At 56.2% G+C, this 23,842-nt stretch carries 20 protein-coding genes; 18 read left to right on the forward strand and 2 right to left on the reverse strand.

Going from position 1 to position 23,842, the window contains the following annotated elements; translation table 11 throughout:
- Positions 1–12: 12 nt before the first annotated feature.
- Positions 13–381, forward strand: coding sequence for a YraN family protein (locus NYE69_RS17175; protein ID WP_340930428.1), 369 nt, complete (start codon positions 13–15; stop codon positions 379–381).
- Positions 382–975: 594 nt separating this feature from the next.
- Here NYE69_RS17175 and NYE69_RS17180 read toward each other — a convergent pair.
- The gene (locus tag NYE69_RS17180) at positions 976–2,565 is read right to left on the reverse strand and encodes a YifB family Mg chelatase-like AAA ATPase (protein WP_340927166.1); all 1,590 of its coding nucleotides are present in this window, start codon (positions 2,563–2,565) and stop codon (positions 976–978) included.
- A gap of 405 nt (positions 2,566–2,970) precedes the next feature.
- Between NYE69_RS17180 and NYE69_RS17185 the strand changes: the two genes are divergently transcribed.
- From NYE69_RS17185 to NYE69_RS17245, 13 genes are all read left to right on the forward strand, one after another.
- Positions 2,971–3,921, forward strand: a complete 951-nt coding sequence (locus NYE69_RS17185; protein ID WP_340927167.1) for a DUF1177 domain-containing protein — start codon at positions 2,971–2,973, stop codon at positions 3,919–3,921.
- Positions 3,918–4,616 carry an AroM family protein gene (locus NYE69_RS17190; RefSeq protein WP_340927168.1) on the forward strand — a complete coding sequence of 233 codons (699 nt, stop codon included), beginning with the start codon at positions 3,918–3,920 and terminating at the stop codon, positions 4,614–4,616. The genes NYE69_RS17185 and NYE69_RS17190 overlap by 4 nt, the downstream gene beginning before the upstream one ends.
- 53 nt (positions 4,617–4,669) lie before the next feature.
- Positions 4,670–5,614 carry an aminopeptidase gene (locus NYE69_RS17195; RefSeq protein WP_340927169.1) on the forward strand — a complete coding sequence of 315 codons (945 nt, stop codon included), beginning with the start codon at positions 4,670–4,672 and terminating at the stop codon, positions 5,612–5,614.
- Between the two features lie 37 nt (positions 5,615–5,651).
- The gene (locus NYE69_RS17200; protein ID WP_340927170.1) at positions 5,652–6,314 is read left to right on the forward strand and encodes an aspartate/glutamate racemase family protein; all 663 of its coding nucleotides are present in this window, start codon (positions 5,652–5,654) and stop codon (positions 6,312–6,314) included.
- Between the two features lie 487 nt (positions 6,315–6,801).
- A complete protein-coding gene (locus NYE69_RS17205) occupies positions 6,802–8,346 on the forward strand; it encodes a PucR family transcriptional regulator (RefSeq protein WP_270620283.1) in 1,545 nt (514 codons plus the stop codon).
- 204 nt (positions 8,347–8,550) lie between these two features.
- Positions 8,551–9,561: an ABC transporter permease gene (locus tag NYE69_RS17210; protein WP_340927172.1), complete on the forward strand. Its 1,011-nt coding sequence runs from the start codon at positions 8,551–8,553 to the stop codon at positions 9,559–9,561.
- A gap of 40 nt (positions 9,562–9,601) precedes the next feature.
- On the forward strand, positions 9,602–10,498 hold the full coding sequence (locus NYE69_RS17215; protein ID WP_090723749.1) for an ABC transporter permease: 897 nt from the start codon (positions 9,602–9,604) through the stop codon (positions 10,496–10,498).
- A 51-nt stretch (positions 10,499–10,549) separates the two neighbouring features.
- On the forward strand, positions 10,550–12,154 hold the full coding sequence (locus NYE69_RS17220) for an ABC transporter substrate-binding protein (protein ID WP_328273556.1): 1,605 nt from the start codon (positions 10,550–10,552) through the stop codon (positions 12,152–12,154).
- A 29-nt stretch (positions 12,155–12,183) separates the two neighbouring features.
- Positions 12,184–13,455 (forward strand): M20 family metallopeptidase, encoded by a 1,272-nt coding sequence (locus NYE69_RS17225; protein ID WP_340927173.1) that lies wholly within the window; start codon positions 12,184–12,186, stop codon positions 13,453–13,455.
- A 78-nt stretch (positions 13,456–13,533) separates the two neighbouring features.
- Positions 13,534–14,511 (forward strand): ABC transporter ATP-binding protein, encoded by a 978-nt coding sequence (locus tag NYE69_RS17230; protein WP_340927174.1) that lies wholly within the window; start codon positions 13,534–13,536, stop codon positions 14,509–14,511.
- The gene (locus NYE69_RS17235; RefSeq protein ID WP_340927175.1) at positions 14,508–15,470 is read left to right on the forward strand and encodes an ABC transporter ATP-binding protein; all 963 of its coding nucleotides are present in this window, start codon (positions 14,508–14,510) and stop codon (positions 15,468–15,470) included. The genes NYE69_RS17230 and NYE69_RS17235 overlap by 4 nt, the downstream gene beginning before the upstream one ends.
- 605 nt (positions 15,471–16,075) lie before the next feature.
- Positions 16,076–16,990: an IS1595 family transposase gene (locus NYE69_RS17240; RefSeq protein ID WP_340927177.1), complete on the forward strand. Its 915-nt coding sequence runs from the start codon at positions 16,076–16,078 to the stop codon at positions 16,988–16,990.
- Between the two features lie 670 nt (positions 16,991–17,660).
- Complete coding sequence (locus tag NYE69_RS17245; RefSeq protein ID WP_036623727.1) at positions 17,661–18,179, forward strand: CAP domain-containing protein; 519 nt, start codon at positions 17,661–17,663, stop codon at positions 18,177–18,179.
- A gap of 21 nt (positions 18,180–18,200) precedes the next feature.
- Here NYE69_RS17245 and NYE69_RS17250 read toward each other — a convergent pair whose 3' ends face one another.
- On the reverse strand, positions 18,201–19,238 hold the full coding sequence (locus NYE69_RS17250) for a PocR ligand-binding domain-containing protein (RefSeq protein ID WP_340927179.1): 1,038 nt from the start codon (positions 19,236–19,238) through the stop codon (positions 18,201–18,203).
- Positions 19,239–19,415: 177 nt separating this feature from the next.
- On the opposite strand from NYE69_RS17250, the gene NYE69_RS17255 reads away from it, so the two are divergent.
- The 4 genes from NYE69_RS17255 to NYE69_RS17270 all read left to right on the forward strand — a co-directional run bounded on the left by NYE69_RS17255 (position 19,416) and on the right by NYE69_RS17270 (position 23,690).
- Positions 19,416–20,558 (forward strand): glycerol dehydrogenase, encoded by a 1,143-nt coding sequence (locus NYE69_RS17255; RefSeq protein WP_340927180.1) that lies wholly within the window; start codon positions 19,416–19,418, stop codon positions 20,556–20,558.
- Positions 20,555–22,327 (forward strand): dihydroxyacetone kinase subunit DhaK, encoded by a 1,773-nt coding sequence (gene dhaK / locus NYE69_RS17260; RefSeq protein ID WP_340927182.1) that lies wholly within the window; start codon positions 20,555–20,557, stop codon positions 22,325–22,327. Before NYE69_RS17255 ends, dhaK begins: the two co-directional genes overlap by 4 nt.
- Positions 22,328–22,477: 150 nt before the next feature.
- Entirely contained in the window at positions 22,478–23,149 is a 672-nt protein-coding gene (locus tag NYE69_RS17265) for a PspA/IM30 family protein (protein ID WP_036623723.1), read from the forward strand.
- A 34-nt stretch (positions 23,150–23,183) separates the two neighbouring features.
- On the forward strand, positions 23,184–23,690 hold the full coding sequence (locus NYE69_RS17270) for a DUF4178 domain-containing protein (protein ID WP_328271651.1): 507 nt from the start codon (positions 23,184–23,186) through the stop codon (positions 23,688–23,690).
- The last annotated feature ends 152 nt before the right edge of the window (positions 23,691–23,842 follow it).

Here is a 23,842-nt window from a genome sequence, read left to right on the forward strand (position 1 = left end):
GAGTTAAAACCTATGCGCGGGGATGAGCGGAAAGCGCGGGGCCGCGAGGCGGAACAAGCCGCAGGCGATTATTTGAATACTCTTGGCTACACCATCCTGAAACGAAACTGGCGCTGCCGGTCCGGCGAGCTTGACCTGATCGCCAAAGACGGGCACACGATCGTAATCGTGGAGGTGCGCAGCCGCAGCCATCGGGCTGCGGCTTTCGGCACGCCGGCCGAATCGATCACCCCACGCAAAATCAAGCAGGTCCGCGACACGGCCGCCGTATACCTTCACCAAACCGGCCAAACTTTGGCCGACGTCCGCTTCGACGTCGTCGCCGTCACGTATGGCCCTGAAGACAAGCAGACAGTAGAACATATCAAAAACGCTTTTTAAGAGGCTGTTCAAAAAGTTACCTTGTGAAGATATAGGGATGTTGGTGGTAGCGGAGCACCTATATTTCCAATAGATTCGAGTCAGTAGGGCTGAATACGGGCGATTTGAGCACTAGCGTTACATTAGCTTTTGAACAAGACAACTTGTAGCTCTGAAACTCCGAATTTCCTGCAAAAGTTCAAGTTATCGAATCGAAACTATCGTCCGCCGGAACGCTAACGGTTGCAGCAGCCGCTATTTTGCGAAAAAATCCCCTTTCCAAATTCTAACGGTTGTGAGCGCCGTTATTTGCCTGAATCTAAGCAAAAATAGCTGGTTTTAAGTGAAATAAGCGCCAGGGCAACCGTTAGAAATTGAAATCATCATTTTTGGAACGAATAGCGCTTGTGACAACCGTTAGAATATTTGTGCGGATAGAAAATGTATCTTGTCAGATTTATTGCAACGTTTGTGCGATTTGAGTGAAATCGATTGAATATTTGTAATCAGGGCTCCCAATTGCGTGCGATTCCCGGCGATCCATTGGATTTTTCCTCTATTGAATTTTTCCAATGAAAAGCGGGTGATGAATGAGAGGCGGTGGAAGCTGTGCCATCACCCTCTCACATCCAACAGCCTCCGATCCAGCTGGCGGTATTGGATCGCTTCCGCGATATGCTCCGCCTGGATGGCTTGCTGGCCTTCGAGGTCGGCGATCGTGCGCGCCAGCTTGATAATACGGTCGTAAGCCCGCATGCTGAGGCCCAGCGACTCAAAGGAAGACTGCAGCAGCTTTCCGGCTTCCGGAGCAAGCGGTGCGAACCGCCGCAGCAGGCTGCCGGACAATTCGCTATTGCGGGAGATTCCGCAATTTTTATAACGTTTCGCCTGAATCTGCTCCGCCTTGAGCACCTGCCCGCGCATTTCCTCCGAGCTGAGCGGCTGCTTGTCTTCCTGCCAGCCGCTAGGCGGCGGTACTTCGATATGCATGTCGATCCGGTCCAGCAGCGGGCCGGAGATTCGCTCGCGGTATTGGGCGACGCGCCGTGGGCTGCACGTGCAGCGGGGCAAAGGCGGTTCGGCCCCGAAAAAGCCGCAGGGGCACGGATTTAACGAACCTGCCAGCAAAAACCGGGCCGGAAACGTAAACGACGCGCGAGAGCGGCTGATGGTTACTTGCCGTTCCTCCAGCGGTTGGCGCAGCACCTCCAGCACGTTGCGGGAGAACTCCGGCAATTCGTCGAGAAATAAAACCCCGTGGTGAGCCAGACTCACCTCGCCCGGCTTGGGGATGGCGCCGCCGCCGATGAGGCCGCCCGCCGAGATCGTATGATGCGGCGAGCGAAACGGGCGCCGGGTGATTAACCCCTGCTCCGTATCGCTTAATTTGCCGGCGGCGCTGTAGATTTTGGTGACTTCGAGCGCTTCCTCCGGGGAAAGCGGCGGCAGAATGGAAGGCAGCCTGCGGATGAGCATCGTTTTGCCGGTCCCGGGCGGGCCGATCAGAACGATATTGTGAAAGCCGGCGGCGGCGATCGAAAGCGCACGTTTAATGTGGCGTTGGCCGAGTACGTCGCTGTAGTTTTCCGGCGCTTCATAAGGTGTGCGGGCGGTTGCCGGCTGCGGTTCTATTTCCAGGTGACCCAGCGACGTCAATCGCAGGGGTGCCCTTTTAGCGTCCTTGGCCCCTGCTTCTGCTGCTCTCTCTTCGGGAAAAAGCTCGTTTAAATGGCGGAGTCCATATACCCGGATTCCTTCCAGAAGGAGTGCCTCGGCGGCATTTTCCCTGGGCAGCAGAACGGAGCCAAACCCTTTCCGGCGCGCTTGGTCAACCATTGACAGCACACCGGGAACGGGGCGCAGCGTACCGTCGAGTGAAAGCTCGCCGATAATCAGCAGCTTTTCCTGCGGCGGCAGGGCGATCTGCCCGCTGGCCGTAAGTAGCGCAAGCGCGATCGCCAGATCGAAGGCGGCCCCCTCCTTGCGCAGGTCGGCAGGCGCCAAATTGATCGTCACCCGCTGCAGCGGAAAACTATAGCCGCAATTTTTGACCGCCGCCCGAACCCGTTCCACCGCCTCGCGGACCGCGGAATCCGGCAGACCAACGATGTTGGTTTGGGGGATTCCGCTGGACAAATCCACCTCCACTTCAATCATCATACCGTCGATCCCGTACAAACAAGCGCTGTACAATTTTCCATACATAACAAAAAACACCCCTAATCCTGTATTTTCCGGCTTACAACAAAAACCGCCTTCAGGATAAAAGGTGCTTCCTTATTATCGCTTAAATATTATTCGCTTAGCCAGTGCCAAACTTTGCTTAACAGATTATACCATAATCTATTCACCCAAAGAAAGCTCCCCTTGACATCCCGATAAATATAGTTTAGTTTTGGGACAAATTCATGCGATCATTTCGGCAAATATGATAAAGTAAGCTTTTCTAACATAACGGGAGAGAAAACGCTTGATTTTGCCTGTTTTTTATTCTCCCGGGACAATAAACCGCCGGGCCTTTTGGTAGAGGAGAACATTGTGGCCGTTCTTTTGCCTGGGTTACCATTAATGAAACTGATCGACATCAGGAGCATTGGGAGGTAACTAATAATGGCATTGAAACAGACATTGACGGTCATCGACGCGCTGGACAGCGCTCATGTAAACGGTGAAGCGGTAAAACGGTTGTTCGCCCCGTTTCCCGGCGTTTCCGTAACGGTTCAAACCGTAACAGGGGAAAAAGGGAGCACGGATTTCATTAAAGTGATGATCCCGGGCGCTAACGGCAAAAACAGCGGCGGCAGCGCGCCGACGTTGGGCATTGTAGGCCGGCTTGGGGGAATTGGCGCAAGACCAAGCCGAATCGGGATTGTTTCCGACGCGGACGGCGCGGTGGCGGCAATCGCTTCGGCTTTGAAGCTGGCGGACATGCAATTGAAGGGCGATACCCTGCCCGGGGATGTGATCGTGACGACGCATATTTGCCCCGATGCCCCAACCTTGCCGCATGAACCGGTTGATTTCATGGATTCGCCGATCGACATTCTCACCATGAACCGCCATGAAATCGTGCCGGAGATGGACGCTATTTTATCGATCGACACCACGAAAGGGAACCGTGTGATCAATCACAAAGGAATCGCCATCTCCCCGACGGTGAAGGAAGGGTATATTCTCCGCATCAGCGAGGATTTGCTGCGCATCATGGAAATGACGACAGGGCAGCTGCCGGTCACTTTTCCGGTAACGATGCAGGACATTACGCCTTACGGGAACGATCTGTATCATATCAACTCGATTCTGCAGCCTGCCGTGGCGACGGATGCCCCGGTGGTCGGCGTTGCGATTACGGCGCAATCGGCTGTTCCCGGCTGCGGGACGGGGGCCAGCCATGAAGTGGATATCGCCCAAGCGGTACGCTTTGCGGTGGAAACGGCCAAGGAAGTGGGAGGCGGGACCTGCCGTTTCTATAGTGCCGAAGAGTTTGCCCACATCACCAAACTCTACGGTTCGATGAAAGTGCTGCAAACGATGGGGAAAGAGACGGCGGTCCGGCAATGATCCGGACGGGCCTGGAATTCGTTCCTAAATTAGGCATGATTACGATCGGCCAGGCCCCGCGCACCGATGTGGCCCCGTTCTTGCTGAAGCAGCTTGAAGGACGGGCCGAACTGGTGCAGGCAGGAGTGCTTGACGGCTGGGGACTTGAGGCAATCGAAGCCGAGTTGTCTCCAATAGGCAGCAGTTACATGCTGACCTCACGGCTGGCCGACGGCCAGGCGGTAGTCGTGGCCCGCGACAAAATCATGCCCCTGCTGCAGCGCAAAATCGCCGAATTGGAAGCGCAGGGGATCCGCCATATTCTGCTTTTGTGCACGGGCGTGTTTCCGGGGCTGCAGGCAGGATCGGCCCATTTGATCGAGCCGGACCGCGTTCTGACTCCTGCCGTGGCGGCGCTGGCGGGGAACCGCCGGCTTGGCGTGATCTGTCCGCTTCCCGGGCAAGCCGCTGCCCTTCAGGCGAAATTCGCGGAATACGGCATCAAACCCGTTTTCGCTGCGGCATCGCCTTATACCGGAAACTGGCAGGATTTTGCCGCTGCGGCCAAAGAGCTGAAGGGGCGGGCGGATGTTTTGCTGCTGGATTGCATGGGTTATACCGAGGGGCACCGAAACTGGGTCACCGCGCTGTCCGGGCTGCCGACGATTTTGTCCAGCTCGCTGATGAGCAAACTGGTATCCGAAGTGATCGCCTGAACGAAGTAAGGCGGCTTTGCCTTCGCAAAGCGCGCCAATGAAAGGTGACGACCATGAACGAGAGAATTGTGATGTCCAGCAAAAAGCTGCTGGCTGAATGCATGGCGCTTAAGGCCGGGGAAAACTTTTTGGTGGTGGCGGACGGACCCAAACAAACGTTGGGCGAGCTGCTGCAAAAAGCCGGCCGTGAACTCGGCGCGGAATCCGTGCTGATGGTCATGGAAGAGCGCTCCCGGTCAGGGGAAGAGCCTCCGGCGGCGGTGGCCGCGGCCATGGAGGCCGCCCAGGCCGTCGTATGCGTCACGGAGCACTCGCTGACGCATACGAACGCGCGGAAAAGAGCAGCGGCCGCGGGGGCCAGGGTAGCCACGATGCCGGGGATTACGGAAGATATGTTTCTAAACGGAGCGGTGACGGCCGACTATTTGCAGGTCAAGGAACTGACCGAGCAATTAACCGCCAGGCTGACCCAGGCGCGTCATGTGCGGGTTGAGAAAGCGGGCCGGGCGTTGGAATTTTCCATTGAGAACCGGGACGGGGTACCGAGTACGGGCATGTTTGTGGAACCGGGGCAGTCGGGCAATCTCCCTTCCGGCGAGGCTTATATCGCTCCGGTAGAGGGGAGTGCGTCGGGGCAGCTGCTGGCGGACGGTTCCGTGGCCGGTTACGGCGTTCTTGCCGCCCCGCTTTTGTTGACGGTGGAGCAGGGAAGACTTGTCCAAGCCGAAGGCGACGGAGCCAAGGAACTGCTGGAAATGCTGGGCGATGGCGACGGACGCTGGCTTGGCGAGTTTGGCATCGGCACCAACGACAAAGCGCGCATTACCGGCGTTGTGCTGGAGGACGAAAAAGTATTCGGCACGATTCACGTCGCTTTCGGCAGCAACAACACGTTTGGCGGCCAAATCGCGGCCGGGGTGCATATCGATATCGTTGTGAAGGAGCCGGACGTGTATTTGGACGGCCGGTTGATCATGTCGCAAGGAAAACTTGTCTAAATGAAGTCAAGCTGTGCGAAGGGGAGGCTGGGTTCATATGCTGGGAATTATTCGAGTCATCACTTTGCAGGACCGCCGGGACGCGGAATTGCATGGGGAACTGATCCGTCAAAAATTCGGACTTGACGTCAGGAGCGCCTGCATTCCGGACCAGCCAAGCGGGGTTTATGACGAGCGGACCGAGCGGCTGGCCGTGCCTAAGATTGTCGCCTTGGCCAAGCGGCTGGCGGATGAAGGATGCACGGCCATCGGCATCAGCTGCGCGGCCGATCCGGCCCTGGAAGAATGCCGGCAAGCGCTATCGGTTCCGGTGCTGGGGGCGGGCTCTTGTGCGGCCCACCTAAGCCTTACCCAAAGCACCCGCGTCGGCGTGTTGACCATTTTGCAGGAGACTCCGCCGCTCATCCGTTCCATTCTCGGAGAGGCTTACGTTGGAATGGACCGCCCCGAGGGGGTTACGACCACCCTGGATTTGCGGACAGACCGGGGGCGGGAAGCGGCTTTCGAAGCGGCGCAAAGATTGGCGCGGCGGGGAGCGGCCGGCATTGTGCTGGCTTGCACCGGATTTGCGACGATCGGCTTTGCTGCGGAACTAAAGGCGCAGCTTGGGCTGACTGCGTTTGATCCGATTGATTCGCTGGGGGCCGCGGCCGTTATGGCCGAGCGGTACAACAACGGTTTTAGTAGTTTTCAACACTAGTGAACAGCGAAGGCTGATGGGTTGGCCGGAAGATCAACATCCCCTATCCAGGCGCTTTTGCACGATTATCCCATTTGATCAGGAAGCAGAGAAGAAGATCAATTCAGGTGAAGAAGATTAATTCAGGTGAAGAAGATCAATTCGGGAGAAGAAGATATATTGGTGGAAACATACATTTTATCCATCATTATACAGATTTATGAGAAAGAACCCTTTCCCCTGAACGAAAGGAATAATCGTGCAAAGCAGCATGCAGGGGACACCAAGACATGAACATCCTCCATATGATCGATCCTATAACCCTGCGGGCCTTCTGAAAGTAAATAATGCGTCTTATAAATCATAACAAGCGTTCGATTGTGCTGATGGTACAAGTTGGACGCTTATTTTTTCGACATTTTTTGCCATTTTGATTTTTTTAAAAGCCGTCTTCTGGTAAACTAGCATGAAATATTATTTTCTGTGCCGGCACAAGGGGGGCGAAGATGTGGAAAAAAATACAGGAACCACCGTCAAGGAAGTGCTTAATCTTCCGATCTTGCGGCAGGCCAAAGTGCTTAGCGGGCACAAAGGCTTGGATCGCGTCATCCAGTTCATCGATATTATGGAGGTGCCCGAACTTAAGGGATGGGTTAAGGAGGGCGTGCTTATTTTGACTACGGCGTACGCGATCCGTAACGAACCGCTGCAGTTGACCGAGCTTGTCCGGATTTTGCACGCTTCCGGCGGAGCGGCGCTGGCGATCAAGCCGACCCGTTTTTTGCAGGGGATTCCGCAGCAGACCTTGGATGTCAGCAACGAAATCGAACTGCCGATCATTGAAATACCGGCGGAAATTCCGTATACGGACATCACCCGGCCGATCATGGAGCTGATTTTGGACCGTCAGGCCGCTTTGCTTCGCCGTTCCGAAGAAGTATACCGCACGCTCACCGCCATGGTGCTGGAGAACAGCGGGATTCAGGCCGTCAGCGACAGCGTGTCCGGCTTGCTGCGCGCTCCCGTCAAGGTGGTGGACACGGAAGGGAAAACGATTGTGTCTTCGCCGGCGGATCTGTACTGGGGAGAGGCGGATTCGCCTTTGCAATGGGGGATCACGGTGGACCGCCGCCAGGTGGCCAAGCTGCTTGTAGCGAAGGACAGGCTGGATGAAATGGAAAAGGTCTGTATTGAACAAGCCCGGATTGTGCTGGCGCTGGAAATCATGCGCGGGAAAATCGTCGCGGATACGGAGCACCGGCTGCGCGGAAATTTCATCGATGAATTGCTTACCCCGCCCGTTCCTTCCCGGCATGAAGTGGAGCAGCGGGGTCGCAAGCTCGGCATGCATGTGGAACATCTGTGGGAAGTGGCCGTGATCGAAGGGGATCAAGCTCCCGCTGAGGAAGCGCTGCTGAAACGGCTTGGGGAGGAAGCCAGACTGCGGCGGGTCAGCCCGCATGTCGAGTTTCGCTCGAACCGCGCCGTCCTGTTCCTGCCCAGCATGGACGTAAAAAGAGCCGAGGATTTGCGCAACCTGCCGAAGCCATGGGCGGATACTTTGCTCGAATGGGTTGGCGATAAAGCGTTGGGGGCAACGGGCAGCCTGGTTGGGGTTGGAAGCAAAAAATATTTGTGGGAGATTTACGACAGCTATACCGAAGCGCGCAAAGCGATGGCCGTCGCCCGCCGCATGCCCCGGGAAACGCCGGTCATCCGCTACGAAGAGGTGGAGATCTATCATTTGCTGGGAGAGGCGATGCAAAAGACCGATTTCAGCCAGCTGTTTGAGCGGAAACTGGGCGCTTTGCGCCGCTATGACGAAGAGCATAACGGAGATTTAATGCGCACCTTCCTTTGCTATTTGGAGACGCGCGGAAGCTTGATCGAAACCGCAAGCCGGCTGTACATTCACCGCAATTCCGTGAAATACCGGATGGAGAGGATCAAGGACATCACCGGATTTGATCTAAGCGATGCGCGGGAACAGCTCGTCTGCCATTTGTGTTTAATCTATTTTTATTTGCATGATAACGCACCTGCCGACCTATAACTTCCATTTGCAGTGTTATATATTCTAACTTTTAAAGACATATTCGTCCTAAGGATACAAACGGGGCGGGCTTTTTTTAGTTGGAGGGGACGTAGTGAGCCGCTCGGAAACTATGTAGAATGAGCACAATTCAGTAAAACCTTTTTCGCAGGACACCTAACCTGACATGGACTGAACTGAAGGTGAGAGAGAGGGGGTGAGAGGTTGTTCACTTATACGATCCGGAGACTCGGACAGATGATCCCGGCGCTGATCGGCATCGTGCTGATTACGTTTATCCTGTCCCGCGTGCTGCCGGGCGATCCGGCGGTGATGGTGGCCGGCGAACAGGCGCCTCCGGAGGTCATCGAGAAAATCAGGCACGACATGGGGTTGAACAAGCCTCTGTTTGCCCAATTTTTCGACTACCTGGGGCAATTGCTGCGCGGGGATTTGGGCTTTGCGTACCACACCGGGCATACGGTGGCGAGCGATTTTGCTTCGCGATTCCCGGCCACGGTGGAGCTTACGCTGGCGAGTATCTTGATCGCCGTGATCGTGGCCATCCCGGTAGGCATCGTTGCCGCAACCCGCAAAGAATCGATCATCGACCACATATCGCGCGTATTTTCGCTGGTGGGCGCGTGCATGCCGATTTTTTGGCTCGGACTGATTTTGATTTACGTGTTCTACTCCAAGCTCGGCTGGGCGCCGGCGCCGATGGGGAGAATCAGCGGCGATCTGAATCCGCCGACGGACATTACCGGGTTGTACGTTTTGGACAGTTTGCTGTCCGCGGACTTTGTTGCTTTAAAGAGCAGCATTGTTCATCTGATTTTGCCGGCCATCTGCCTCAGCACCGGCACGATGGCGATCGTGGCCCGGATGACGCGCTCCAGCATGCTTGAGACCATCGGCCAGGATTTCGTCCGTACGGCGCGGGCCAAGGGCCTCGGCGAAGCGGTCGTGATCGGAAAGCACGCGCTAATCAACGCGCTGATTCCGACGCTTACGGTGCTTGGACTGCAGTTCGGTTATTTGCTGGGCGGCGCGGTCATTACGGAAACGATCTTTTCCTGGCCAGGGGTGGGCGGTTATATCACCGATTCCATTCTAGCGGCGGATTACGCGCCGATTCAAGCTTTTACGCTGGTCAGCGCCGTGTTGTACTGCTTGATTAATTTGCTGGTGGACTTGCTGTATGGCCTCCTGGATCCGCGTATTCGCTTCGAATAGGCCAACGAAGCTCACTAGATTAGAGAAAGGGGGAAATGCCATGTCTGCCGGGTCGACGATGACGGCGGAATCTCCGGTTCAGCCGGCCAAAGCACGCAAAGCCACGTTCCTGCGGCTGCTGCTGCGCAACCGGCTGGCGACCATCGGTTTGACGTTTATCCTCTTGTGGACGATCGCCGCGATCATTGCGCCGTGGGTCGCTCCGTACGATCCTTACGTGCCGGATACCGCCGCCAAATTGCAGCCGCCGAACGCCGCCCACTGGCTGGGTACGGACAACTTCGGGAGAGATATTTTCAGCCGTGTTCTTTACGGGGCGCGAATCAGCATTTGGACGGGCTTGATCGCGGTGGGAATCTCCTTTGTGATCGGTGTTCCTTTGGGCGGCATCGCCGCTTATTACAGGGGAAAAACCGAAACGATCATTATGCGCGTGATGGACGTGCTGCTTTCTTTTCCATCGCTCGTTTTGTCCATGGCGATCGCCGCTTCCATGGGGGCCGGTTTATCCAGCGCCATGATCGCGGTCGGAATCGTCGGGATTCCCGAATTCGCCAGGCTGATGTACGGACAAACCGTTTCCCTGCGTGAAAAAGAGTTCGTGGAAGCCAGCCGGTCGATCGGGGTCAAGGATCGCGTCATTTTGTTTAAGCATATTCTCCCGAACGCCCTTGCTCCGCTTTTGGTTCAGGCGACGTTGGGCATGGGGTTTGCGATCTTGACCGCGGCCAGCTTAAGCTTCCTCGGCCTCGGGGTGAAACCGCCGATCGCCGAATGGGGGGCCATGATTTCGGAGGGCCGGGAATATATCATTTCGGGCGAATGGTGGCTTGTCACTTTCCCCGGTTTGGCCATCGCCACGGCGATTCTCGGTTTCAACCTGCTGGGCGACGGATTCCGCGATATTTTGGACCCGCGCTTGCGGTCCGGTAAATAGGGGTTTATTTTCTTGACCATATAAAAATAAAACAAAAGGGGAGATCGAGTGATGAAGACAGGCATGAAATATTTTCTGGCGCTGGTATCGCTGTGCGTAGTGTTGGCCGGATGCGCTCCGAAAGCCAATCCTCCGGCAGCCGAAGGAAATTCCAAAGGGCAAAATGAAACGTCCGGCCAGGCGGCTGGCGGCTCCGGGACGTTGACCGTCGCTTTTTCCGAAGGGGGCACGACCCTCGATCCGGCGGAAGCCAGCGACCTTACGTCCGACACGTTCGTTATCGCCGCTTACGACCAGCTTGTCACCTACGGGGTGAAAAACGTCGACGGGGCGGATGTAGCCGACACCGACAATATTAAGCCGATGCTGGCCAAGGAATGGGAAGTGTCCGACGATCAATTGACCTATACGTTTAAACTGCAGGAGGGCGTCAAATTCCACAGCGGCAATCCGCTCACCGCAAAATCGGTCGTTTATACGTTTGACCGCGTGAAAAATTCCAACTCCGGCAGCTTCCTGTACGGAATGGCGGACATCAAATCGGTAACCGCGCTTGACGATTCCACCGTACAAATGGTGCTTAACAAACCAAATCATATGTTTTTGCAAATCATCGCTTTGTACAATTTCTCCATCGTTGACGACGTGGCCATGGAAGGCAAACCCGCCGACTTTCTGAACACGAACACGGCCGGTTCCGGTCCGTTCCTGCTGGAGAAATGGGATCCGGCCAGCGAAGCGGTGCTGACGGCCAACAAAGATTACTGGCAAGGCGCTCCCAAACTGGACAAGGTCACGCTCAAATTCACCAAAGAAGCTTCGAACCGCGTGATGCTGCTCGATAAAGGGGACATCGACATGGCCATTGAAATTCCGCCGAAAGATGTGGCCAGCCTGGAAGCCAACAGCGCGTTAGCCGTTAAGTCGAATGCCAGCAACCGGATTTTGTACCTGGCGCTGAACAACAAAGTCAAGCCTTTCGATAATGTGAAGGTGCGCCAGGCGATGGCCTACGCGGTGCCTTACGATCAGCTGATCAATGATGTTATGCACGGCCAGGCGAAAATCATGAAAAGCTCCGTGGCCAGCAATACGCCGGGATTCACCGACAAAGGTTACGTTTACGAGCACAATCTGGAAAAAGCGAAGCAACTCTTGGCGGAGGCCGGTTATCCGGACGGATTCACATTTGACCTGACGCTGGGCTCGGGCTTCCAAGACTGGGAAGACGACGCGGTGCTCATTCAAGCGGAACTGGCCAAAATCGGCGTAACGATGAACATCAATAAAGTGGCGCGCGCGCAATTTCTGGAAATGCAAAAACAGAAAAACCTGACCGCCTACATTTCGAAATGGACGTCTTTCGTCAACGATCCTTCCTATCACCTCGGCTTTCTGATGTACAGCAAAGGATCGTCCAACTACCATAACTACAGCAATGCCGAAGTGGACAAGTTGTGGGAGCAGGCCAACCTAGAGCCGGACCTGGACAAACGCAACGAACTGTACGCTAAAGCGCAGGAAATCATTACGACCGAATCGCCGTGGCTCTATCTGTACGAATACAACCGCATCGTGGGCATGAACAGCAAAGTGAGCGGCTATGTGTATTACCCGGATGAAGTCATTCGCTTCTATCCGTTGTCGAAGAACTGATTTATACGGAGAAAAAGGAGTGGCGCCTTGTGACAGACTGGAAAACGAAAGTACTGGAGGAAATCGACGCGCGGCAGGACGAGCTGCTTGAGCTTTGCTCGAAACTGATCCAGTTTCCGACGGAAAATCCGCCCGGCGACTCGCGTGAAATCAGCGCTTTTATCATTGACTACTTGCACCGGGCGGGAATATCGACGGACATTCACGCGGCGACGGAACAGATGCTGAACCTGGTGTCGGAATACAAACCGGCTTCGAGCAACGGCCGGAAAAAATTGATCTTTTGCGGGCATACCGATGTGGTGCCCGCAGGAGATCTGGATCGTTGGGACTTCGATCCGTTCAGCGGGGAAATTCGCGACGGCTACATGCTGGGGCGCGGCGCTTCGGACATGAAAGGCGGACTGGCCGGCCTTATTTTTGCCACCGCGCTGCTGGCCAAGCTGGGCGTGCCGCTGCAAGGCGATCTGTCGCTGCTCATTGTTCCGGACGAAGAAACGGGCGGCCATCTCGGCGTGCCGTGGGTTTTGGAACGCGGCTTGATCACAGGCTCCGCGGCGGTGATCGCCGAGCCTTCGGGGCCGCTGAATCCGACGATCGGACAGAAAGGAAGCTGCTGGTTCGAGTTCACCGTGGAAGGGACGCCGGGCCACGGCAGCCTGTCGCCGATCGTCGGCGAGAGCGCGATCGTCAAAGCGGCCAAAGGCATCGAGGCGCTGCAGCGGCTGTGGGATATCGAGCCTAAAATACCGGACGAAGTGAAGGAAATCATCGAGATTTCCAAGGAGTACGCGAAAGAGCGGGAAGGTCAGGGCCTGGCTTATCAAGTTTTTGATCATGTTACGGTCAATATCGGAACGATTCAAGGCGGCACCAAGGTCAATGTCGTAGCCGACCGCTGCACCGTGCAGGTCGACTCCCGCGTGCCGTTCGGCGTGGATTACCGCGAGGTGATGGAACGGGCTCATTCGCTGCTCCTCGGCGCAGGGATCGAAACGGAAATTAAACCGTTTGGTTTTCAGGGTAACGCCAACTGGACGCCGCCGGAGGAGCCGGTTGTCCGCCATCTGGTGGACAGCATTTCCGAGGTTAGCGGCAAGGAGGCATACGGCGTATTGCAATGGGCTTCCAGCGACGCCCGCCATTTCCGTACCCATCAAATCCCGGTGCTGCAGTACGGTCCGGCGGAGCTGTCCACGATCCACAATTTCAACGAGAAGGCCCCGGTTTGGCAAATCATTCAATGTGCGAAAGTGTACGCGCTCACGGCCCTGAAATATTTGGGAGTCGATGAGGAATAGCAGGAAATAACGGGAAATAGCAGGACGGCGAGCTTGAAGAGTTATCATTGAAGTTTTTTGGCAAAGGAGGGGACCAGGATGACCAATTTGCTGGAGATCTCCGGCCTCCGCACGGAGTTTACGACGCCGGGAGGCGTCATCAAGGCGGTGGACGGCGTCAGCTTCACGGTGAGCAAAGGGGAAACGCTTGGGATCGTCGGCGAATCGGGATGCGGGAAGAGCATCACCTCGCTGTCGATCATGCAGCTCCTACCGAAGCGGGTCGGCCGCGTCGCGGCGGGGGAAATCCGCTTCGAGGGCAAAAACCTGCTGACCGCTTCGCGCAGGGAAATGCGCCAAATTCGCGGCAATCGCATCGCGATGATTTTCCAGGAGCCGATGACGTCCCTGAATCCGGTATTCAAAGTCGGCAAGCAAGTATCCGAAGCCGCGCGCTATCATTTGAAAATCGGCAAACAGGAAGCGCGTAGGCGTGTGGTGGAGATGCTGGCCAAAGTCGGGATTCCCCGTCCCGAAAAAATATTCGACCAATATCCGCACCAGTTGTCCGGCGGCATGCGTCAGCGGGTGATGATCGCCATGGCGATGGTGTGCAACCCGAGCCTGCTGATCGCGGACGAGCCGACCACCGCCCTCGACGTGACGATTCAGGCGCAGATCCTCGATTTGATGCGCGATTTGCAGAGCAAAGAAGGAACATCGATCATGATGATCACCCACGACCTTGGGGTCGTGGCGGAAATGTGCGATCGCGTCGTCATTATGTATGCCGGCCAGGTCGTGGAAGAGACGGACGTCAAGACGCTGTTCCGGGAGCCGAGGCATCCTTATACCCGCGGCCTGCTGGCTTCGCTGCCGCAGCTGGCGGGGGACGCCGACCGGCTGAAGTCGATTCCGGGACAGGTTCCGAACCCGCTCGAAATGCCTTCGGGCTGCCGTTTCGCGCCCCGTTGCCCGATGCGGGTCGAACGCTGCGAACAGGCGGAGCCGGAACTTAAAGAGATCGCCCCCGGACATCTGTGCCGTTGTCTGCTTGAACAGGAGGCCAGTCTATGAGTACGCTGCTTGAAGTACGCAACCTGAAAAAGCATTACCCGATCCGCAAAGGACTGCTGTCCAAACAGGTCGGCTCGGTGAAGGCGGTCGATGGCGTCACGATGTCGGTGCAGCGGGGGGAAACGCTCGCCGTTGTCGGCGAGTCCGGCTGCGGAAAATCGACGACGGGGCGGGCGATTTTGCGGCTGATCGAACCGACGGACGGCGAAATCCGGTTTGACGGCACCGACGTGCGGGCGCTGAACCCGGAGCAGTTGCGGCAGATGCGCACGCAGATGCAGATGGTGTTCCAGGATTCTTACGCTTCGCTGGATCCGCGCTGGACCGTGCGGCAAACGCTGGAGGAGCCGCTCCGCACGCACAGTCCCGGCAGCGCCAGCGAGCTGAAGGACCGGGTGGCCGAACTGATGGGGGTCGTCGGGCTGTCGCCTTATCACGCTGACCGTTACCCGCACGAGTTTTCCGGCGGCCAGCGGCAGCGGATCGGCATCGCCCGGGCCCTGGCGCTGAACCCGAAGTTTATCGTCTGCGACGAGCCGGTATCCGCGCTGGACGTGTCGATTCAGGCGCAGGTGCTGAATCTGATGCAGGACTTGCAGGACCGGTTTGGCTTGACCTATCTGTTTATATCCCACGACCTGTCCGTGGTGAAGTTTATCAGCGACCGTGTCGCGGTGATGTATTTGGGCAAAGTGGTCGAGCTGGCGCCGACGGCGGAGCTGTTTGCGGCCCCGCTGCACCCGTATACCAAGGCGCTGATGTCCGCCGTGCCCGTGCCGAACCCGGAACAGCGTCCGGAAAGAATCGTTCTTACCGGCGATGTTCCCAATCCGGAGCATCCGCCGAGCGGCTGCGCGTTCCATACGCGCTGCCCGCTAGCGACCGATATCTGCCGCAAGGAGCCCCCCGCGTTAAGGGACGTGTCTTCCGGCCGGCAGGCCGCTTGCCATCTTGTATAACTGATTCGGAGATGAACGTGTACAATAGTAGAGAAGTGGAATAGGCGTACGTCTGAGGATGTCGCTTAAATGTTTGAACCGCCGGTTTTTGGTACCGGCGTTTTTTTTAGATTATAGACTTATAACTTAACTTTCGCAGGGAAAAAATCGGCAGACAAGCCTTGAGGTAGCCGGGTAAAGCAGCAATCCATTGCCGGAGGAAGCGTCAACGATTAGAGGCGACACGATCCGGTGGGATCAGCGGATCTACCTTTTGCACCGTAGCCGTTTCGAGCAGTGTCACAAGTCGACGCCAGGTGAGGGGCTGTTTAAAGGGGCTGCTTAAAGGGGCTGTTTAAAGGGACTGTCTAAAGGGTTCGTGTCGTGGTGTCCCTGCCTGTTGCCTGCCTTTGCACGATTATCCCCATCATTCAGGAGCGGGGAGCAGGGGGTGGGGCTAGAGCAAGTCAAGGGTTCCAAAAAAAGAGAAGAAAAAACACAAAAAAGATGAGGAAAAAATGAGGCGGTTCAGGTGAGATTTTCGGCTTGATAAGAGAACGTACGTTTGGTATAATGAAATTAATAGAACATATGTACGTAAATTCTTGATTCGGGGGCGAGTAAACATGGAGGTCAATGCGGGAACGGAACTTCAGCTTTTCAGCAGCCGTTTTAACAGCGAGCAGGACTGCATGGAGGCGCTGATCGCGATGAAGTGGCCAAGCGGCTTTGTCTGCCCGCGCTGCGCTCACACCCGGTGCAGCCGTCTGACCTCCCGGCATATCCCCTTATTCGAGTGCGGAAAGTGCAAGCATCAAACGTCGCCTTTGGTCGGCACGATTTTTGAAGGAACGCATCTCCCCCTGCTCAAGTGGTTCAAGGCCCTGGATTTATTCCTGCTTGAGGGCGGCATCTCGGCGCTGCGGCTGCGCCAGGTGATCCGGGTCGCCTACAAGACCGCCTGGTCAATGTTGCACCGAATACGCCATGCCGTGGGGGAGTTCGATGCCCGGGAGCTGCTCTCTGGAGACGTGAAGGTGAACAGCGATCAGTATGGGCGTGATCCGTCCCGGTGTCAGCTTTCGCATCCGTATGCCTCGGCGGTCGTAGCCGGCTGCACGGTCACGGAGTCGGGCGAGCCGGAGCAGGTCAAAATCCGCCTGGTACCGCATAAGCGGGGAGGCGAAAAAAGGGCAAACCGTCACGATCTAACCGCGTTTATTGGCGGGCATGTGGATGTCCGTACATCGAAGGTGCAGTCGTTCCCTCAAGCCTTTCGGCTGTATGCGCCCTTGCGGAAAGTGGTGAGAGAGGCGTGGGAATCGCTGAAGGGTACGTATGGAGCCTTGGGACTAAAGCATCTGCAGGCGTACCTAAACGAATACACCGGACGCCGCCGGCTGCGTCTATCCGAAGGACTGCCCGGAGCGGAAGAAACGATGCGGCAGAAGTTGCTGCGCATGTGTGTGGCGATTCCGGCGATCCCTTACCGCCGGCTGATCGGGCGCCGACCGAATCAGCCCCTTGCGGCTGCGGCCTGATTCGTGACGCTAGAACGGTGGGGGTTACTTGATGCAGATCAACTTAATGGGTAGGGATTAGCATGAACAGTGCGGGCGTTGCTGCAGATTGAAGGGTTCAGGCTACAGCAAAATCATGGTCTTTTCGTTTCCTTCGCGTCTTATCCTTGATCTCCTGTCTTGATCTCTTGTCCGGTCTGTTTCACCTCCCCTAAACCTGATTTCTTCTCCTAAGCCCGTCTAAATTATCTCGAACCTATCTGCTTCTCCACCAAATATTTTTTCTCCCAAACTTGTCTTTCTCTCTGCTACCTGATCAAACGGGATAATCGTGCAAAGTCTCTGGACAACAAGTGTTGATCTGTTGATCTGCCGCCCCTCCCCCCACTTCCCTATCCTCAAGCTTTCCGGCGTCCTTCCGCGTTTCTTGCCCACGATCGGTTTGCGATTTGGCTGGCAAGCAAGGGTTATAAGGTTGAGCCAGACACCTCTTCAGCGGATGGCGGGCAAAAGTGTAAATCATACAACTAACTTTATATCTATTTACCCAACCAATCGTTTAATTGGATAGGCGTTAAAAAAGCAACTTTTCCATGTTTTGGACGCGCATCAGGACCGGCTATATGTTAAAATGTGACAAGAACAGAGAAAAAAGCCGGGCACCCATCCGGCTGAGAAGGAGTTTTACGTCATGGGCAAACGGAGCAAAAAAATCGTAACGGCAGGGCTGTTTATCTCCCTCCTGACCACGCTGCTGGGGCCAGTTCACGGAGGCGGCAACTCGGCTCATGCGGCTGCGTCCAACAACCAATCATTGGCAGCGGCTTATGCCCGCATACAAACGGAAAACGCGTCCCAGGTCGTGGCGCTTGTCAATAAAGAACGAATCGCGGCGGGGCTGAAACCGCTCATCATACATACCAATTTGACCAAAATGGCCAAAACCAAAGCGATCGATATGTACAAAAACAATTACTTCGATCATATTTCCCCGAAATACGGCTCGCCCTTCGACATGATGGACGCGTCCAATATCACGTTCCTTTATGCCGGAGAAAATATCGCCAAAGGCCAGCGATCGGCAAAGGAAGCCGTAAGGGATTGGATGAACAGTCCGGGACATAAAGCGAACATACTGAACCCGAATTATAAGCTGATCGGCGTCGGATACTACAACGGGTATTGGGTGCAGGAATTTATCGGCAAATGATCGCTATACCCCGTCGCCGCTCTATACCGGAGGTTTGTAATATTTTCGGTATAGGGCCGGCGTGATGTCCTCGAACTTCTTGAACGTTTTGATAAAATACCCCGGTTCATTAAAGCCCAGCTCATCGCTGATCTGGGCTACGGGCATATCGGTGACCTCCAGCAGTTGCTTGGCCCAACTGATCTTCAATCTGGCCAGATAAGTCGTGAAATTCTCGCCTGTCTCTTTGGTGAACAATCTGCTGAAATAACTTGGACTGAGGTGGCATAGCTCCGCCATTTGCTTAAGCGTGACCTGCTCGCTTTTGTTGCGGTAGATGTAGGCGAAAGCGGGCTTGAGCGCCTTGTTCGCACAAACATAGGATTCGGAATCCGCATTTTTCAAATAGGCGTCGGCGATGGCGTTGGTCATCTCTTTTTTGATTGATTCGATATTTTTGATCGAGTAGCCGGGCAGAATGGTGGAGATGTTGAGAGTTTCGCCTTGCCCGGACGCTTTTTCGAACATTTCGATCAGCAGGTTCTTGTTCAGCGCCTCTTCCACAATATAGTTGCACAGCAGGAACAGCATATTGGAAACTTTGACGACCTCCTCGTAGCTCATGACCGGAAGCTCGTCGTATAAATGTCCGAGTTCGGCGCGTTTGATCCGGTACAGCTCGGAATCCTGCAGACTCAGAATCTGCTCGAGCTCGCGGGCGTTTTCCGGATCGGACAATCTCACCTGACCGGCCATCACCGCGCCGATATATTTGTCATCCACCGAGATCGGGATGGCGATGTCGATGATGTTGAAGTGGCACAGATAAACGTAAGGCGAGTTGGAGCGTACGGACTCAAGTCCCCCGCGGGAGTCGCATTTCAGACAGAACCGCAGGAGATTCGGGTCTTTGCGCACCTGCTGGCAGAAGGGCCGGCAGCCGCTGTGGCTCGTGACGGGGTTGCCCTTGTAATCGACGGTCAGAATGGCCAGGTTTGTGACGGTCGCCAGCGACTCTTGAAGCCGCTTCCATTTTTGCATGTCAAGGATTTTATGAATGCGCAGATGCTCCTGAATCATGATTTCGCACCTCCCGGTGAACTTATGTCATTAGAATACCATTTATCCGGGAAAGTGCAAAATTTTACGATTGGGAATTATAATTTCCTGTCATGTTACTCCCCTATCAAGCTGTGGTTTCTCGTCTATAATCGAAGTCATCAATCCAATTTTGATCCAACCAAGGAGGAAAAGAAGATGAGAAAAGCGTTTATCAGCCCTACCAAGTATGTGCAAGGCGAGGACGAATTGCTTCATCTCGGCTATTTTGTCCGCTCTTTCGGAACGTCCGCGCTGTTGATTGCCCATCGCGACGATGTGGCCCGCGTGAAAGATAAACTGGACGCTACGGCGAAGCAGTTCGGAATTGCGTTTGTTGAAAGCGGTTTTATGGGCGAATGTTCGCGCCAGGAAGTGGCCCGGCTGCAGCAGATCGCCGAGGAGAAGGGGTGCACTTGCACGGTCGGACTCGGCGGCGGGAAGGCGATCGATGCCGCGAAATGCGTGGCGCAGGGCGAAGCGCTGATCATCTGCCCGACGATTGCGGCGACGGACGCGCCCACCAGCCATTCCGCCGTGCTGTACACGCCGGAGGGAGCGTTCGACGATTATGCTTATTTCAAGCAAAGCCCGAGCGTCGTCCTGGTGGATACGACCGTGATCGCCAAGGCGCCGACTCGTTTTCTCGTCTCCGGAATGGGCGACGCTTTGTCCACTTATTTTGAAGCTCGGGCCACGTCCAACTCTTATTCGCGAGTCAATGCCAGTTTGCCGATGGGAACCCGGGAAGGCGTTTGTCCGCCGGCCGTGGGGACGAACGCGGCGCTGACGCTGGCGACGCTGTGCTACGAAATGCTGCTGAAGGACGGCGCCAAAGCCAAAGCGGCCTGCGACGCCAATCAGGTGACGCAAGCGCTGGAGAATATTGTGGAGACGAACATCCTGCTGTCCGGTCTGGGCTTCGAAAGCGGCGGCTTGGCCGGCGCCCATGCGATCCACGACGGGCTGACGATTTTGGAGGGAACACATCACTACTACCACGGGGAAAAAGTAGCGTTCGGGACGCTGGCCCAATTGGTGCTTGAAAACGTTTCCGATGAAGAGATGCGGCAAGTGCTCGACTTCTGTCTCTCCGTGGGCTTGCCGGTATGTTTGGAGGATATCGGCGTCGCTTCGATCAGTGACGACGAGCTGCGGCAGGTCGCCGAGAAGGCCTGCATTCCGGAGGAATCGATCCATTCGATGCCGTTCCCGGTCACGGTGGAGCAGGTGGCTGCGGCGATCGCTACGGCGGACCGCATCGGCAAGCAGTATAAAGCCGCGAAGGAGGCGCATCGATGAAGAAAATCATCAACCAGGCCGAGACGGTCGTGGCGGAAATGTGCGGCGGTATCGCGCTGGCGCAGCCCGAACTTGAATTCGTCAAGAAATATAAGATCATCAAGAAGAAGCGGATCAACAAGCGCAAAGTCAGCCTGATCAGCGGCGGGGGGAGCGGGCATGAGCCCGCCCACGCCGGATTCGTGGGCCGGGGAATGCTGGATGCGGCCGTGTTCGGCGATGTTTTCGCCTCGCCTTCCCAAATCCAGGTCTATCAGGCGATCAAGGCGACGGCCGGCGAGCGGGGAACTTTGCTGATCATCAAGAACTACAGCGGGGATATGATGAACTTCAAAAATGCCGCCTTTCTAGCGAGCGAGGATGGCATTGAAGTGGAATACGTCCGGGTCGAGGACGACATCGCCGTACAGGACAGTCTTTACACGGTAGGCCGACGCGGCGTGGCCGGGACGGTGCTGGTCCACAAGATCGCCGGCGCGGCAGCAGAGGAGGGTCGGAGTTTGCGGGAAGTCAAGGCTGCCGCCGAAAAGGCAGCCTCCAGCGTGCGCAGCATCGGCTTCGCCCTGACCTCCTGCACCGTGCCGGCCAAGGGGACGCCGACGTTCGACATCGCCGCGGACGAGATGGAATTCGGCGTCGGCATTCACGGAGAGCCGGGCATCCAGCGCGAGCGCATCGCATCTGCGGATGTGCTGGCTGAGCGGATGGTCGACGCGCTGCTGAAGGATCTGCACATCGACGGCGGGCAGGAGCAGGAGATCGCGCTGCTGATCAACGGCTTCGGGGCCACGCCTTTGCAGGAGCTGTACATTCTCAATCATGCGGTGACGCGGGAGCTGGTCAAGCGGCCTGGCCTGAACATTTGCCGGACCTTTGTCGGCAATTATATGACCAGCATCGATATGGCCGGGGCGTCCGTCTCGATCATGAAGCTGGACGCTGAATTAAAGCGCTTGTTGTTCGCGGAGAGCGACGCGCCGGCCTTTCCAATGAGCGGCCCCGCCGGAGACGTCGATTATGCGGATATCTTTGAGGAGAAGCGCGGCGGGGAGGAGGAGGTCTCTTACATCGCGGAAACCCCGGCGGAAGCCGCCTTGATTCGCGGCAACGGGATCGACGCGCGGAATATGATCTTCCTGGTCGACAAGATGAGCGAAATCATCATTGAAAATGAAGTGCCGTTCTGCGAGCTCGACGCCCATGCCGGAGACGGCGATTTCGGGATGAGCGTGGCCAAGGGCTTCAAGCAGTTGAAGCGCGAGTGGCGAGAGCTCGTCGCCGGCCACGGGGAGCGGATCGGCGCTTTCCTTGAAGCGTGCTCCCTGGTGATCATGGAGCATTGCGGCGGCGCCTCCGGTCCGATTTGGGGCTCGGCCTTCCGGGCGGCCGGCAAAGCGGCCGGCGCCAAAGACCGGCTGAGCACGGCCGATATGGCCGAGCTGATGCAGGCGGCGGTGCGCGGAGTTCAGGCGACGGGGGAACGCTCTTTTGGACGCGGCGCCGTTGTAGGGGACAAGACGCTGATCGATGCGCTCGCGCCGTGCGCGGATGCCTGGACGCAGAGCGCCGCTCAAGGCGACGATGTCGTGACGGCGGCAGCCAAGGCGGCGGAGGCGGCGGTGCGCGGTGCGCGGCAAACGGCGGATATCGTCGCTCGCATGGGCCGAGCGGGCACGGTAGGCGAACGCAGCCTCGGTTATCCGGACGCGGGCGCTCACGCACTGGGCGTTATTTTCACGGAGCTCGCGGCAGCGCTGAAGCAAGCATGAAGTTTTGGCGAAACAAGACCGTCGGAGCTGTCGCTCTGGCGGCTTTTTCATCCCTGTGCTAAAAATTTTTAATAAACGCGAAACCTTCCTCCTTCGCCCTACGTAAACATTAATCAAGCAAGCAAAACCATTTGGGGAGGAAATTTAACCATGTCGATTTTTAAAAGATTGCGCGACTTGACGATGTCCAATATTAACGCTCTGATCGACAAGGCGGAAGATCCGGTCAAATTGACGGACCAATATATCCGTGACATGCAGGAGGACCTGGAGGATGCGGAAAAAGCGGTAGCTGCGCAAATCGCCATCGAAAAGAAATTCAAAGGCTTGTATGAAGAGCAGCAGGCGCTCGTCGAAAAACGTACCCAGCAAGCTCACACGGCGGCCCAGGCGCAAAACGTCGATTTGGCCCGCCGCGCCCTGGAAGAGAAGAAAGCGGCCGAAGCGAAGGCGGCGGAATACAAAGCCAGCTATGAGCAAAACAAAGCGGCGGCCGACAATCTCCGCGCCAAGCTGGACGAAATGCGCAAACAGTTGACGGAAATGAAAAATAAACGCGAGACGCTGGTGGCGCGTTATAACGCGGCCAAAGCCCAGAACGAAATCAACAAGGCGATCGGCGGTTTCAATTCGGACACCGCGGCCAGCGGCCTGAAGCGGATGGAAGAAAAAATGCTACAGATGGAAGCGCAGGCGGAAGCCAGCAACGAGCTGGCCTCGAAAGGCAAGTCCCTGGACGAGGAATTCGCCAGCCTGAACAAAGACAGCGAGGTAGAAGCGGAATTGGCCGCTTTGATGAAGCAATACGAGGACAAGAAATAACGACGACGAACCAAGAAGTGAGGCTTGACCGAAGATGAGCGTTTGGAAGAGAATCGGCAATCTGTTCGCCAAGCCGGAGCCGCCGCTGGCGGAGAAAAGCATGCTGTCGCTGGCTCCGGGAGATATTTGCGAGGTTTCGCTCGTATCTTATGAAGTGACCGGGCGGGTAAACAACCGCAGCCGCAACGCCGTCGTTTTGACGCTGCAGGACGGCAGCCGGATCGGCTACCTGCTCATCGAGGAGCGTGAGACGCTGCAATATCAGCTCTATCAGCCGATTGACGGTCGCCTCGACGATCCGTCGGAGGTCCCGGGGCAAATGGAGCTGGACGGCACCCTGTATCATCTCGAGGAGGAGTACGGCGGATACGTTGCGGTCGTCGGCAGAACGCCTTTTATGCAGGGCGGCGAGCAGCATGTCTGGCAGTACCAGTCCGACGACGGGAAGCTGCTGCGCATCGAATGGCAAAACGGGCGGTTTATGCTGTATGAAGGAACCAAAGTGATTCCGGCCGACGTGAAGGTCATTCGGGGCAGTTAGGGGCTAAAGCAGGCAAAAATTCAGGCAGTGCGCGAGGCACTGCCCAGACTGCCGAGTATAATCTCGGCAGTTTTTTTATCGTCGAATGGGGACCCATAGCGATGCTTTTCCTGTGATGTTGAACGGAAAGGCACAGCGGCTCTAGCCATGTT

Source organism: Paenibacillus sp. FSL R5-0527 (genome assembly GCF_038008055.1).
In the GTDB taxonomy this organism is placed as follows: Bacteria; Bacillota; Bacilli; order Paenibacillales; family Paenibacillaceae; genus Fontibacillus; species Fontibacillus macerans.